This window comes from Rhodovulum tesquicola (assembly GCF_024128855.1).
GTDB classification, from domain to species: domain Bacteria; phylum Pseudomonadota; class Alphaproteobacteria; order Rhodobacterales; family Rhodobacteraceae; genus Rhodovulum; species Rhodovulum tesquicola.
This window is the reverse complement of sequence record NZ_JAMYDV010000013.1, coordinates 22,758-35,869: the sequence shown is the minus strand read 5'-3', so window position 1 is coordinate 35,869 and position 13,112 is coordinate 22,758. Positions and strand designations below refer to the sequence as shown.

Sequence of the window (13,112 nt, the reverse complement as noted above, 5' to 3'; positions counted from 1 at the left end):
TCGCATGCGCAGCAAGGACGTCCCGAAGGAGGCCCTGCCCTTGACCGAATTCAAGAAAATCCTCGTCGCGAACCGCGGTGAAATCGCCATCCGCGTCATGCGTGCCGCCAATGAAATGGGCAAGCGCACGGTCGCGGTCTATGCCGAGGAGGACAAGCTGGGGCTGCACCGCTTCAAGGCGGACGAGGCCTACAAGATCGGCGAGGGGCTGGGCCCCGTGCAGGCCTATCTGGCCATCGATGAGATCATCCGCGTGGCGAAGATGTGCGGCGCCGACGCGATCCACCCGGGCTATGGCCTGCTGTCCGAGAACCCGGCCTTTGTCGAGGCCTGCGACGCGGCGGGCATCGCCTTCATCGGGCCCAAGGCCGAAACCATGCGCGCGCTGGGCGACAAGGCGTCCGCGCGCAAGGTGGCAATCGCCGCGGGCGTGCCGGTGATCCCCGCGACCGAGGTGCTGGGCGAGGACATGGACGCGATCCGCACCGAGGCCGCCGAGATCGGCTATCCGCTGATGCTCAAGGCCAGCTGGGGCGGCGGCGGGCGGGGCATGCGCCCGATCAACGGCCCGGACGAACTGGAGGAGAAGGTGCGCGAGGGCCGGCGCGAGGCCGAGGCCGCCTTCGGCAACGGCGAGGGCTATCTGGAAAAGATGATCCTGCGCGCCCGCCATGTCGAGGTGCAGATCCTCGGCGACCAGCATGGCAACATCTATCACCTGTGGGAGCGCGACTGTTCGGTGCAGCGGCGCAACCAGAAGGTCGTCGAACGCGCCCCCGCCCCCTACCTGTCCCCCACCCAGCGCGAACACCTGTGCAATCTGGGCAAGAAGATCGCGGAAGCCGTGAACTACGAATGCGCGGGCACCGTCGAGTTCCTGATGGACATGGAATCGGGCGAGTTCTACTTCATTGAGGTCAACCCCCGCATCCAGGTCGAACACACCGTCACCGAGGAAGTGACCGGCATCGACATCGTGCGCGCGCAGATCCTGATCGCCGAGGGCAAGAGCCTGGTCGAGGCCACCGGCATCGCCAGCCAGTACGACGTGGAACTGACCGGCCACGCGCTGCAATGCCGGATCACGACCGAGGATCCGCTGAACAACTTCATCCCCGATTACGGCCGCATCACCGCCTATCGCGGCGCGACGGGGATGGGCATCCGGCTTGACGGCGGCACCGCCTATTCCGGCGCGGTCATCACGCGCTATTACGATTCGCTCTTGGAAAAGGTCACCGCCTGGGCACCCACCCCCGAGGCGGCGATTGCCCGGATGGACCGGGCGCTGCGCGAGTTCCGCATCCGCGGGGTTTCGACGAATATCGCCTTCGTCGAGAACCTGCTGAAGCACCCGACCTTCCTGAACAACGAATACCACACCAAGTTCATCGACCAGACGCCCGAGTTGTTCCAGTTCGAGAAGCGGCGCGACCGGGCGACGCGGATCCTGACCTTCATCGCCGATGTCACGGTCAACGGGAACCCCGAGACCGAGGGCCGCCCGCGCCCGCCCGCCGAGGTCCGCACCCCCCGCCCGCCCGAGAACCGGCGCGAGAGCTTTGCCCCCGGCACGCGGCAGATCCTCGACGAGTTCGGCCCGCAGGCGGTGGCCGACTGGATGGCCGAACAGACACAGCTTCTGCTGACCGACACCACCATGCGGGACGGGCACCAGTCGCTTCTGGCCACCCGGATGCGGTCGATCGACATGGTGCGCGTCGCACCCGCCTATGCCCACAACCTGCCACAGCTTTTCAGCGTGGAATGTTGGGGCGGGGCCACCTTCGACGTGGCCTATCGCTTTCTTCAGGAATGTCCCTGGCAGCGGCTGCGGGACATCCGCGCGCGGATGCCGAACCTGATGACCCAGATGCTGCTGCGGGGCGCGAACGGGGTGGGCTACACCACCTATCCCGACAACGTGGTGCAGAGCTTCGTGAAACAGGCGGCCGAGACGGGCGTCGACGTGTTCCGCGTGTTCGACAGCCTGAACTGGGTCGAGAACATGCGCGTCGCGATGGATGCGGTGCTGGACAGCGGCAAGGTGCTGGAAGGCGCGATCTGCTATACCGGCGACATCCTCGACCCGGACCGGGCGAAATACGACCTGACATATTACGTCGAGATGGCCAAGGCACTGAAGGCGGCGGGCTGTCATATCCTGGGGCTGAAGGACATGGCGGGGCTGTTGAAACCCGCCGCCGCAAGTGTGCTGTTCAAGGCGCTGAAGGACGAGGTGGGCCTGCCGATCCACTTCCACACCCATGACACCAGCGGCATCGCGGGCGCCACGATCCTGGCCGCGGCCGAGGCGGGGGTGGACGCGGTGGACGCGGCGATGGACGCGTTCTCGGGCGGCACCTCGCAGCCCTGCCTGGGGTCCATCGTCGAGGCCCTGCGCAACACCCCGCGCGACACCGGCATCGACATCGAGGCGGTGCGCGAGATCTCGGATTACTGGGGACAGGTGCGCGCGCAATATGCCGCCTTCGAATCGGGGCTGATGGCCCCCGCCTCCGAGGTCTACCTGCACGAGATGCCGGGCGGCCAGTTCACCAACCTCAAGGCGCAAGCCCGCAGCCTAGGGCTTGAGGACCGCTGGTCCGAGGTCGCCAAGACCTATGCCGACGTGAACCAGATGTTCGGCGACATCGTCAAGGTGACGCCCAGTTCCAAGGTGGTGGGCGACATGGCGCTGATGATGGTCAGCCAGGGGCTGACGCGCGCCGATGTCGAGAACCCCGCCCGCGACGTGGCCTTCCCCGATTCCGTCATCGACATGCTGCGCGGCAATCTCGGCCAGCCGCCGGGCGGTTTCCCCGAGGCCATCCTCCGCAAGGTGCTGAAGGACGAGAAACCCCTGACCGAGCGGCCCGGCGCCAAGGTGCCGCCCGCCGATCTGGACAAGCTGCGCGCCGACCTGAAGGCGCAGTTCGAGGATCTCGACTTCGACGACGAGGACCTGAACGGATACCTGATGTATCCCAAGGTCTTCACCGACTACACGGCGCGGCACCAGATGTATGGCCCGGTCCGCACCCTGCCCACGCGCACCTTCTTCTACGGGATGGAGCCGGGCGAGGAGATCACGGCCGAGATCGACCCGGGCAAGACGCTGGAGATCCGGCTGTCGGCCATCGGCGAGACCACCGAGGAGGGCGACGTGCGTGTCTTCTTCGAGCTGAACGGCCAGCCCCGCGTGATCCGCGTGCCCGACCGCAAGGCCAAGGCCAAGGTGGCCAAGCGGCCCAAGGTGGAACTTGGCAACCCCGCCCATGTCGGCGCGCCGATGCCGGGTGCGATCGCAACCGTTGCGGTCAGCGCCGGGCAGAAGGTCAAGACCGGCGACCTGCTCCTGACCATCGAGGCGATGAAGATGGAGACGGGCCTGCATGCCGAGCGCGACGGCACGGTGAAGGCGGTGCATGTGACGCCCGGCGCCCAGATCGACGCCAAGGACCTGCTGGTCGAGTTCGAATAGGCCGCGGCGGGCTGCATGCACCGACGCAGAGCAGCCAGGATAGATCTGGCGGTGTCCGGCCAAGCCGCCCGCACTGGCTGGGCCGGATGACGTCGTTGGCCTTGAAGGCCGGAAAGAGCCGCTCCGAGGCTTCCCGCCGTGGCGATAGTGGAGGGGGTGCGCACCCGTCCACCCAGGCAATGCCGCGCCCGCTTCGAAACGAAAGCGAGACCCCATGTGATTTCCCATGGCCCGTCTCAGCCCCTCGTTTCCCTCCGTCACCAGCGCCGCGCCAATCGCCCAAGGCATCGACGCCGAACCGCTCTGGCAGGGTGCCAATGAAGTCGTGACCGCGGACCGCCCAAATGCCGCCGCGGCGACGCCTGCTATCCCACCGACCGGGCGATGCCCGCCCGTTCGAGCAACAGGCGGGATTGCAGCATGCTGGGCGATGTACGCGCGCCTGAGCCTGTCACCGGTCCGGCCGATTCCGCCTCGTTCAGCATCGCCCCGGATCGCGGGTTCGGGATCAGCCCCAGTTGAAACGGGATCTCCCATTTCGCGCCTCTGCTCGGCCTTGCGCTCACTCTGCTCCAAATGGAGCGACGCGCGTGCTGCATGCGTCCCTGTAGCGCGGCGGCGAGCATCTGTGTCCAGCGCCGTTCGAAAAAAACCGTACAAGCGGAATTTTCCGCTTGCAGCCCCCCGGCGGAGTTTATAAGTCACGCCTCACCCAATGGATGCGGGCGTAGCTCAGGGGTAGAGCATTACCTTGCCAAGGTAAGGGTCGTGAGTTCGAATCTCATCGCCCGCTCCAGAATTTCACAAGACAGATGTCCAACCGGACCGACAACGGTCGCGCGAAGCCGCGCGGCTGGCCATCTCGGTCGGACTGGAAAGGGACGGCATCCGTCAAGACGCTGGGTCCCGGTCGGTGAACACGGACCATCGGCGAGCGCGCTTTCGGCGAGGCTGACGACAAACCCGTTTGCTGAAAAGCGACGGCCATGTGCGGAAGATGGGGATTGGGGGTCGCCCCGCGGAGCGCATCACTCCGGGCGGCACATCGCCCCTCCCCCTGCTCAAGACCGGGCCACGCCGGACAGGATCGGCGCGATCGCCGCGCATATCATCGAGATCGCGATGCCGGTTCCCGACCTTTCCAGCAAACGGAGCAAGGTCGGCGAAAGGGCTTTGCGGGTGTTCGAGACTTTGTCGGGTCCGGCAAATGCCAACCGGCCGCAGCCCGCCGCGCCGGCGGTTCAAATCACCGTCGTCAAAGGACAACATATCAGGGAGATGCATGGTACCGCCTCCCCGGCTTGAACGGGGGACCTCTGGATCCACAATCCAGCGCTCTAACCAACTGAGCTAAGGCGGCACTGGGGCGCGATTTAACGCCCGTCGGGGCGCAATGCAAGCCCCGTTGCCGGATCGGGACGGCTTTTGCCTGTGCCGCACGCCTCTTGCCAGCGTGGGGGCGACAGGCTAACGCAGGGCCCTGACCATTCCGAGGGGCTGCCATGGGCATCGACAAGGAAAGCGAACTCGCCGCGAATTTGCAGATCGGGCCGACGAGCCTTGGCATGGTGCGGATCTATGTCGAGGGCGAGGGTTTCGACCTGCCGATGGATTTCGACCCCGACGAGGCCGAGGAGATCGCCGAGGAAATCCGCGCCGCCGCCGCACAGGCCCGCGCCATCGGCGAGAAGGCCGCCAAACCGGGCAAGAAGGACCGCCCTAGGGGCTGAGGCCCGGATCGCGCAGCGCCTGCAACCGCAGCGCCGCGTGGCGGGCGAATCTCTGCGTAACCACCTTGCGCCTTGCCCCCGCCAGCCTTGTCTCGGGGCTCTCGCGCAGGATCTCGGCGCCATAGGCATCGGCCAGGATCAACCCGGTGCCGGGCGGCAACAGGTCCACCGGGAACGCCTCGTCCACCGCCCAGAAGAAGCGGTCGCACCAGTCGAGATAGCCCTGCCACTTGCGATCCGCGGCGAAATCGGCCCGGCACGACTTGCATTCGACGATCCAGACCTCGCCCTTCGGCCCCAGCGCCATCACATCGACGCGCAGCCCTGCCGTGGGAACCAGTTCCTCGACACAGGCAAAGCCCAGGTCGCGCAGGTGTCGACAGACGCCGCGGGCGATCAGCTGGCCGGGGGCCAGCGCGGCAGGCGGTTGGGGAGGGACGCTTGGCATGGGTGAAGGTTGAACAATCCATGAACAAATGGCAAGCCTTGCAGCCACCCCCGCCCTGCCCTATCTGTGATCCAAGGCGGGTTCTGCCCTTCCCGTGCTGGGGTCAAATTCCGGTGGCCTTAAGCAAATCCGAGGGAGCTGGCTCTGTCCGGGTCCTGGCCCGGTTACCTGGCGCCCACCTGTATGAACAGGTCCTCGGGAATGAGCTGCCCTTACGGTCGTGGTGGTCCCGCCCCTTTGCCGCCCCGTATACCGATTAGAGCGCCCCGGTCAGGGGGCCATGCCGCCGCGCGCACCGGAATTGACCGTCAGCGCCTCGGGCCAGCCGACCAGCCATTCGACCAGCACCAGCAGCAGGCATAGCGCGACCACCCCCAGCACCAGCCGCACGCGCGACGCGCTCGGCGGGTGTTGCGCCCAGCGTTTCGCACGCAGAAGCCACAGCAGGTTCACTCCTCGAACCGGACCGATCCGATATAGGGCAGGTTGCGGTTGCGCTGGGCGAAGTCGATGCCATAGCCCACCACGAAACGGTCGGGGATCTCGAAGCCTACCCAGCTTGCCCGTACCTCGACCTCGCGCCGCGACGGCTTGTCCAGCAGCGCGCAGGATTCCAGCCGCCGGGGCTTTTTCGCGGCCAGCAGGTGCAGCACATGGGCCAGCGTGTGCCCGGTATCGACGATATCCTCGACGACCAAAACGTCGCGCCCCTCGATCTTGCCGCGCAGATCCTTGAGGATGCGCACCTCGCGCGAACTTTCCATGCCGCTGCCATAGGACGAGGTCTCGATGAAATCGACCTCGACCGGCAGCCGCAACTCGCGCACCAGATCGGCGATGAACACGAACGAGCCGCGCAACAGCCCCACCACCACCAGCTTGTCGGTATCGGCAAAATGGCGCGTGATCTCGGCCGCCAGCGCCTCGACGCGGGCGGCAATCGTCTTGGCCGACAGCATCTCGTCTATGACATAGGGTCGCTCGCCCATGCCTTCCCCCTTGATTTCGGCCGCTCACTAGCAGAAACGACTGCCCACTGTCAGCAGACAAACGGGATCATGCCCAGACATTCCGAAAACCGCGAGATGCCCTATTCGGCGCAGCAGATGTACGATCTGGTGGCCGATGTCGCCGCCTATCCCGAATTCCTGCCCTGGACGGCCGCCGCGCGCATCCGTCGGCGCACGGATTTCGGCGATCACGAGTTGATGGAGGCCGATCTGGTGATTTCGTTCAAGGTGTTCCGCGAACGCTTCGGCAGCCGGGTGACGCTGTGGCCCAGCCTCCACCGGATCGACACCGTATACCTGGACGGGCCGTTCAAATACCTCAAATCCTACTGGCATTTCGAGGAAATCGCCGAAGGTCGCTGCAAGGTGGAATTCTTCGTGGATTTCGAGTTCAAGAATCGCGTGTTGCAGGGCGTGATCGGCGTGGTGTTCAACGAGGCGATGCTGCGGATCGTGCGCGCCTTCGAGGCCCGGGCCGAAGACCTGTACGGCAAGCCCGCCACCTGAGCCTTGCCGCCCGTCGGGCGCCCCAAGGGCGAAGCGACGGGACTCGCCGGCGCCCCGGCAGATTTCGTCGCCCGTGTCATGGCAGCGTAGGTGACGCGCGGCCGCGCATGGGCTGCCCGACGCCCCCGCCCCCGCGGCGCTTCCGTCCGGGGCGGGCTAGCCCCCCAGCGCAGCTATCAGCAGGTCGAGCGCGTGGTCGCGGCTGGCGGCGCGCACCCGGTCGCGGCCCAGCGGGCCGAATTCCACGGTTTCGGTGACAACGCCCGCACCGCTGCGCGCCAGCGCGAAGCAGACGCGCCCCTCGGGCTTGTGCTCGGACCCGCCGGGCCCCGCGATGCCGGTGATCGCGACGGCCAGATCGGCCTCGGACCGGGCCAGCGCGCCCTCGGCCATCTCGGCCGCGATCGGCTCGGACACCGCGCCATGGGCCTCCAGCGTCCGGTCCTGCACACCCAGCAGGGCCTGTTTCGCGGCGTTGGAATAGGTCACGAACCCCCGGTCGAACATCTTCGACGACCCGGGAATATCGGTGATCGCGGCCGAAACCATGCCGCCGGTGCAGCTTTCGGCGGTGGCAACGCGCGCGCCCCGGGCGCGGGCCAGCGCCACGAGTGTATCGGCCCGACTGGTCATGCCAGAAGGATATGCCACGCCGCCGCCAGCGCAAGCACCAGCGCCCCCGCCGCGATACCCGCCAGCACATCGTCCAGCATCACGCCCAGCGCCGTCTTCTGCCGGTCGGCCCAGCCGATCGGTCCCGGTTTCCAGATGTCGAACAGCCGGAAGCCGAAGAACGCGACAATCCAGCCGGGATACAGCGCCAGGATGTCGGCCCCCGACGCCCGCGCGCCGAAGGACAGCGGCAAAAGCGCGATCCACATCCCCGCAACCTCGTCGATGACATATTCCGACCGGTCGGGATCGGCCGCCCCGCGCGCGGCGGCGCCCACCGCCCACCAGCCCAGCACGCAGACCACCACCGTCGACGCCACCGCCAGCCACGGCCCGCCCAGCACATGCAGCGCCCAGAAGATCGGCAGCGCGGCCAGCGAGCCCCAGGTGCCCGGGGCGGGGCGCAGGAGACCGACGCCGAACCAGGTCGCGACAAAGCGCGCCGGGCTCATGGCCGCACCAGCGTGACCGTGGCCAGAGCCGCGATTCCCTCCTCCCGGCCGGTGAACCCCAGTTGCTCGGAGGTGGTGGCCTTGACGCTGATCCGGTCCAGCTCGATCCCCATCAGCCGCGCCATCTCGGCCCGCATCGCACCCGCGACCGGGCCGATCTTGGGCCGCTCGCAGATCAGCGTCAGATCGGCATGCGCGATCCGGTAGCCGCGTTCGGCCACCCGCCCCACCGCATGTTTCAGGAAGATGTCCGAGGCCGCGCCCTTCCATTGCGGATCCGAGGGCGGGAAATGCTGGCCGATATCGCCATCCGCCAGCGCACCATAGATCGCGTCGGTGACCGCGTGCATGCCGACATCGGCATCCGAATGGCCCTTCAGCGCCTTGTCATGCGGCACCTTGATGCCGCACAGGATCACGCCGTCGCCCTCGCAGAAGGCGTGCACGTCAAAGCCGTTGCCGGTGCGAATATCCATGTCCCTCTCCCGCAAGACCCGCTCGGCGCGGGCGAAATCCTGTGCATGGGTGATCTTCAGATTGTCCTCGTCGCCCTCGACGATGGCCACGTCAAGCCCCGCGGCCAGCGCCACCTCGACATCGTCGGCCGCGCCGCCCGGATGCGCCGCATGGGCCGCGCGGATCGCCTCGATCCGGAAGCCCTGGGGGGTCTGGGCCCGGAACAGCCCGTCGCGCGGATGCGGCGCCAGCACGCGCCCCGCCGCGCCGCGCCAGAGCGCATCGGTCACGGCCAGCGCGGGTGCTGCCCCCGGATGGGTATCCAGCGCGTCGATCACCCGGTCGATCAGCGCCGCCGAGACCAGCGGCCGGGCGCCGTCATGGATCAGAACGCGCGTGGTGCCCGGCGGCACGGCCCCCAGCCCCGCCGCGACCGAGGCATCCCGCGTCGCGCCCCCGGGAACCCTCGTCACCGCCAGGTCGAGCCCCGCCATCGCTTCGGCGAAAAGATCGGCATCGTCGGGATGCTGGACCACCACCAGCCCCGACACCCGGGGATGCGCGGCAAAGGCCGCGACCGTCCGGCCCAGCACCGCGCGACCGCCAAGCCGCTGATATTGCTTGGGTCGGTCGCCGCCGGCTCTGGTTCCGCGTCCCGCGGCCACGATGATCGCCGTGACTGTCATGCCTTGCCCCCGAACCGGTCGGCGACTCTTTAGGCGGGGGCGCGCTGCGGGGCAATGGGGCAAAAGGGCGGGGCCATACGATTAAATTTTATGCAACAGATGTTTAATGCCTCGCGGGCCTATCCCCCAGATTGTATTTCCCGTTCGGGCAAGCTACATCCCGTATCAAATGCACAAGGATTAATCAGTTGGCCATTCAGGTGGCAGATATCACGCTCGATCCGCCCGTCCTGCTGGCCCCGATGGCCGGGATCACCGACCTGCCCTTTCGTCGGCTTGTCGCGTCTTTCGGCGCGGGGCTGGTGGTCTCGGAAATGGTGGCCAGCCAGGACATGGTCCAGGCCCGGCCCGGCACGCGCGAGCGCGCGGCGCTGGGATTGGGCGAACAGTCCAGCGCGGTGCAGATCGTGGGACGCGACGCCGACTGGATGGCGCGCGCCGCCCGCATCCTCGAGGATCAGGGCGCGCAGATCATCGACATCAACATGGGCTGCCCCGCGCGCAAGGTGACGGGCGGCTTCTCGGGCTCGGCGCTGATGCGCGACCCCGACCGCGCGCTGCGGCTGATCGAGGCGGTGGTGGGCGCGGTCAAGGTGCCGGTGACGCTGAAGACGCGGCTGGGCTGGGACAGTGACCTGCTGAACGCCCCCGAGCTTGCCCGCCGGGCCGAGGCAGCTGGGGTGCGGATGATTACCATTCACGGCCGCACCCGCTGCCAGTTCTATTCCGGCCGGGCCGACTGGGCAGCGATCCGCGCGGTGAAACGGGCCGTGTCGGTGCCGGTGGTGGCCAATGGCGATATCGTCGATGCAGCGACGGCGCGCGCGGCGCTGGCAGCCTCGGGCGCGGATGGGGTGATGGTGGGGCGCGGTGCGCAGGGCCGGCCCTGGGTTCTGGCGCGGATCGCCGCGGCGCTGGCCGGACGGCCCGCCCCCGCCGCACCGACCGGCGCAGCCTTCGCCGACATGGTGGCGGGCCATTACGAGGCGTCGCTGTCCTTCTATGGCCGCACCCTGGGCGCGCGGGTGATCCGCAAGCATCTGGGCTGGTACATGGACGAGGCGGGCACGCCGCCTGCCCTGCGCCAGGCGGTGCTGACCGAACGCGATCCGGGCAGGGTGCTGGCGCTTCTGTCCGAGGCAATGGCGGGCCACGGCGAAAGCGAGGCGGCATGACGCTGGAGGTGGACGCAATCTGGACCGCGCTGCCGATCCCGGCCTTCCTGCTGGATGCCGAGGACCGGATCGCCGCGATCAACCCGGCGGCCGAGATCTTCATGAACGCCACGATCAAGGCGCTGCGCGATGCGCCGGTCTTCGACCGGCTGGCGGTTGACGCGTCGCTGGACGAGGCCTTCGCCCGGGTAAGGACGAACCGGGCGCCGCTGTTCATAAACGATGTCGACGTGACTGCGGGCACCCGCCCGCCGGTCGAGTGCAATCTTCAGATCGCGCCGATGAACGACCAGGCCGAGCATGTCCTGCTGCTGGTCAGCCCGCGCGAGATCGCCGGGCGGCTGGGCCGGGCACATTCGGTCAAGACGGCGGCGAAATCGGCGATCGGCATGGCCGAGATGCTGGCCCACGAGATCAAGAACCCCCTGGCGGGGATCACCGGGGCGGCGCAACTGCTCTCGATGAACCTGCGCAATGGCGATCTGGAACTGACCGACCTGATCGTGGCCGAAAGCCGACGGATCGTGAAGCTTCTGGACCAGGTCGAGCAGTTCGGCAATCTCAGCCCGCCGAACTGCAAGGCCGTGAACATCCACGACATCCTCGACCGGGCGCGCAAATCGGCGCTGGTCAGCTATGCCGCTCATATGAAGATCGAGGAGGATTACGACCCCTCCTTGCCCGCCACCTGGGCCGATGCCGACCAGTTGATGCAGGTCTTTTCCAACCTGATCCGCAACGCCGCACAGGCTGCCCCGTCCGCGGGCGGCACGATCCGGCTGCGCACCTTCTTCGACCTCGCGCTGCGGCTGCGCCACCCCGAAGGCCCGGGCGTGCCCGTGCCGCTGCAGGTCGAGGTCGTGGATGACGGACCCGGCCTGCCGCCCGATATTGCGGGCGACGTGTTCGAGCCCTTCATCTCGGGGCGCGAGAACGGCACCGGCCTGGGCCTCGCGCTCGTGTCCAAGATCATCAATGACCATGGCGGCTGGATCGCGGTCGACTCGGTGCCCGGGCGCACCGTGTTCCGCGTATCGCTCCCCGTGGCGCGCAAACCCCAAGAGCCCACCCCCCAAGAGGATGACAGCTGATGGACGGCACCGTTCTTGTCGCCGATGACGACCGCACGATCCGAACCGTGCTGACCCAGGCGCTTACGCGGGCGGGTTGCAAGGTGCATGCGACCAGTTCGCTGACGACGCTGATGCGCTGGGTGTCCGAGGGCAAGGGCGATCTGGTGATCTCGGACGTGATCATGCCCGACGGCAACGGGCTGGAAATGCTGCCCAAGATCGGGCAGGAGCGGCCCGGCCTGCCGGTGATCGTGATCTCGGCGCAGAATACCATCATGACGGCGATCCAGGCCGCCGAGGCCGAAGCCTATGACTACCTGCCCAAGCCCTTCGACCTGCCCGACCTGATGAAGCGCGCAGCCCGCGCGCTGGAAACCAAGCGCCGGGTGCGCAGCCGCACCGAAAGCGTCGAGCCGCCACGCGACGAGGACGACCTGCCGCTGGTCGGCCGCACGCCGCAGATGCAGGCACTGTACCGTCTTGTGGCCCGTGTGATGAATGCCGATCTGCCGGTGCTGATCACCGGCGAATCGGGCACCGGCAAATCGCTGATCGCGCGCGCGATCCATGATTTCTCCGACCGCCGCTCGCTGCCCTTCGTGATCGCCGCGGGCGGCGACCTCGAGGGCGCAGACGGGCCCTCGGCGCTGGCCGCCCGCGCCCGCGGCGGGTCGATCCTGTTCGACGAGGTGGCGGACCTGACCGAAGACGCGCAGGCGCGCATCGTGCGGATGCTGGACAGCTTCGGCGATACCGCGCCACGCGTCATGGCCACCAGCCAGACCGACCTGATGGGCCGGATGGAGGCGGGCCAGTTCCGCCAGGACCTGTTCTACCGCCTGGGCGGGGTCACCGTCGCCGTGCCGTCCCTGCGCGAACGGGTGGACGACATCCCGTTGCTTGCCGAGCATTTCCTTGCCCGATCGGAACGCGACGGCGCGGCGCGGCGCACGATCGCGGGCGATGCGATGGACCTGATCCGCGCCTATAGCTGGCCGGGCAATGTCCGCCAGCTTGAACACACGATCCGCCGCCTTGTCGTCACCAGCCCCGAAGAGGTCATCACCCGCGCCGAGGTCGAGGCGGTGCTGGGCAACCAGCCCGAGATCGAACCGCTGGTCGGTGGGGGCGAGGGCGAGAAACTGTCGGCCTCGGTCGGCAGGCATCTGCGGCGCTATTTCGACCTGCATGGCGGGGTGCTGCCGCCTCCGGGCCTGTATTCCCGAATACTGCGTGAGGTTGAGATGCCGCTGATCGAGATCGCGCTCGACGCGACCGGCGGCAATCAGGCCAAATGTGCCGATCTGCTGGGCATCAACCGCAATACCTTGAGGAAAAAGATCACCGATCTCGATATCCGCGTGACACGCCGCCGCAAGTTGATGTAAATTCGCAACAGGGCGTTGCGTCGAATCCGCA

General features: G+C 67.5%; 12 protein-coding genes and 2 tRNA genes. 7 read left to right on the top strand and 7 right to left on the bottom strand.

Going from position 1 to position 13,112, the window contains the following annotated elements:
* Positions 1–40: 40 nt before the first annotated feature.
* Positions 41–3,484, top strand: coding sequence for a pyruvate carboxylase (locus tag NHN26_RS12010; protein ID WP_253089652.1), 3,444 nt, complete (start codon positions 41–43; stop codon positions 3,482–3,484).
* Positions 3,485–4,205: 721 nt separating this feature from the next.
* A tRNA-Gly gene (locus tag NHN26_RS12005) sits at positions 4,206–4,280 on the top strand.
* A gap of 487 nt (positions 4,281–4,767) precedes the next feature.
* Here NHN26_RS12005 and NHN26_RS12000 read toward each other — a convergent pair.
* Positions 4,768–4,844: transfer RNA gene (locus NHN26_RS12000), tRNA-His, on the bottom strand.
* Positions 4,845–4,986: 142 nt separating this feature from the next.
* On the opposite strand from NHN26_RS12000, the gene NHN26_RS11995 reads away from it, so the two are divergent.
* Entirely contained in the window at positions 4,987–5,214 is a 228-nt protein-coding gene (locus tag NHN26_RS11995; RefSeq protein WP_253089651.1) for a DUF6324 family protein, read from the top strand.
* Here NHN26_RS11995 and NHN26_RS11990 read toward each other — a convergent pair.
* The 3 genes from NHN26_RS11990 to hpt all read right to left on the bottom strand — a co-directional run bounded on the left by NHN26_RS11990 (position 5,204) and on the right by hpt (position 6,651).
* Complete coding sequence (locus NHN26_RS11990) at positions 5,204–5,662, bottom strand: MmcB family DNA repair protein (protein ID WP_253089650.1); 459 nt, start codon at positions 5,660–5,662, stop codon at positions 5,204–5,206. The genes NHN26_RS11995 and NHN26_RS11990 overlap by 11 nt on opposite strands.
* Positions 5,663–5,932: 270 nt before the next feature.
* Positions 5,933–6,115 carry a hypothetical protein gene (locus tag NHN26_RS11985; RefSeq protein WP_253089649.1) on the bottom strand — a complete coding sequence of 61 codons (183 nt, stop codon included), beginning with the start codon at positions 6,113–6,115 and terminating at the stop codon, positions 5,933–5,935.
* Positions 6,112–6,651: a hypoxanthine phosphoribosyltransferase gene (hpt, locus tag NHN26_RS11980; RefSeq protein WP_132694446.1), complete on the bottom strand. Its 540-nt coding sequence runs from the start codon at positions 6,649–6,651 to the stop codon at positions 6,112–6,114. Before hpt ends, NHN26_RS11985 begins: the two co-directional genes overlap by 4 nt.
* Positions 6,652–6,720: 69 nt before the next feature.
* Between hpt and NHN26_RS11975 the strand changes: the two genes are divergently transcribed.
* Entirely contained in the window at positions 6,721–7,179 is a 459-nt protein-coding gene (locus NHN26_RS11975) for a type II toxin-antitoxin system RatA family toxin (RefSeq protein ID WP_253089648.1), read from the top strand.
* A 156-nt stretch (positions 7,180–7,335) separates the two neighbouring features.
* Here the strand turns inward: NHN26_RS11975 and NHN26_RS11970 are convergent, their stop codons facing one another.
* From NHN26_RS11970 to NHN26_RS11960, 3 genes are read right to left on the bottom strand one after another with little or no spacing between them, the layout of a single operon-like run.
* Positions 7,336–7,812 carry a CinA family protein gene (locus NHN26_RS11970; RefSeq protein ID WP_253089647.1) on the bottom strand — a complete coding sequence of 159 codons (477 nt, stop codon included), beginning with the start codon at positions 7,810–7,812 and terminating at the stop codon, positions 7,336–7,338.
* Positions 7,809–8,303, bottom strand: a complete 495-nt coding sequence (locus tag NHN26_RS11965) for a phosphatidylglycerophosphatase A family protein (RefSeq protein ID WP_253089646.1) — start codon at positions 8,301–8,303, stop codon at positions 7,809–7,811. The genes NHN26_RS11970 and NHN26_RS11965 overlap by 4 nt, the downstream gene beginning before the upstream one ends.
* Positions 8,300–9,445, bottom strand: coding sequence for a bifunctional 2-C-methyl-D-erythritol 4-phosphate cytidylyltransferase/2-C-methyl-D-erythritol 2,4-cyclodiphosphate synthase (locus NHN26_RS11960; RefSeq protein WP_253089645.1), 1,146 nt, complete (start codon positions 9,443–9,445; stop codon positions 8,300–8,302). Before NHN26_RS11960 ends, NHN26_RS11965 begins: the two co-directional genes overlap by 4 nt.
* Before the next feature lie 242 nt (positions 9,446–9,687).
* Here NHN26_RS11960 and dusB point away from each other — a divergent pair, with 242 nt between their 5' ends.
* The 3 genes from dusB to NHN26_RS11945 are packed head-to-tail and all read left to right on the top strand — an operon-like array spanning position 9,688 to position 13,081.
* Positions 9,688–10,620 carry a tRNA dihydrouridine synthase DusB gene (gene dusB, locus NHN26_RS11955; RefSeq protein ID WP_435594205.1) on the top strand — a complete coding sequence of 311 codons (933 nt, stop codon included), beginning with the start codon at positions 9,688–9,690 and terminating at the stop codon, positions 10,618–10,620.
* On the top strand, positions 10,617–11,711 hold the full coding sequence (locus NHN26_RS11950; protein ID WP_253089643.1) for a two-component system sensor histidine kinase NtrB: 1,095 nt from the start codon (positions 10,617–10,619) through the stop codon (positions 11,709–11,711). The genes dusB and NHN26_RS11950 overlap by 4 nt, the downstream gene beginning before the upstream one ends.
* Positions 11,711–13,081, top strand: coding sequence for a response regulator (locus NHN26_RS11945; protein ID WP_253089642.1), 1,371 nt, complete (start codon positions 11,711–11,713; stop codon positions 13,079–13,081). The genes NHN26_RS11950 and NHN26_RS11945 overlap by 1 nt, the downstream gene beginning before the upstream one ends.
* Positions 13,082–13,112 lie beyond the last annotated feature (31 nt).

Coding starts and splice junctions, on each gene's coding strand:
- NHN26_RS11995 (WP_253089651.1), top strand. CDS start 4,987: ATGGGCATCGACAAGGAAAGCGAACTCGCCGCGAATTTGCAGATCGGG.
- NHN26_RS11990 (WP_253089650.1), bottom strand. CDS start 5,662: ATGCCAAGCGTCCCTCCCCAACCGCCTGCCGCGCTGGCCCCCGGCCAG.
- hpt (WP_132694446.1), bottom strand. CDS start 6,651: ATGGGCGAGCGACCCTATGTCATAGACGAGATGCTGTCGGCCAAGACG.
- NHN26_RS11975 (WP_253089648.1), top strand. CDS start 6,721: ATGCCCAGACATTCCGAAAACCGCGAGATGCCCTATTCGGCGCAGCAG.
- NHN26_RS11970 (WP_253089647.1), bottom strand. CDS start 7,812: ATGACCAGTCGGGCCGATACACTCGTGGCGCTGGCCCGCGCCCGGGGC.
- NHN26_RS11965 (WP_253089646.1), bottom strand. CDS start 8,303: ATGAGCCCGGCGCGCTTTGTCGCGACCTGGTTCGGCGTCGGTCTCCTG.
- NHN26_RS11960 (WP_253089645.1), bottom strand. CDS start 9,445: ATGACAGTCACGGCGATCATCGTGGCCGCGGGACGCGGAACCAGAGCC.
- dusB (WP_435594205.1), top strand. CDS start 9,688: ATGGCCGGGATCACCGACCTGCCCTTTCGTCGGCTTGTCGCGTCTTTC.
- NHN26_RS11950 (WP_253089643.1), top strand. CDS start 10,617: ATGACGCTGGAGGTGGACGCAATCTGGACCGCGCTGCCGATCCCGGCC.
- NHN26_RS11945 (WP_253089642.1), top strand. CDS start 11,711: ATGGACGGCACCGTTCTTGTCGCCGATGACGACCGCACGATCCGAACC.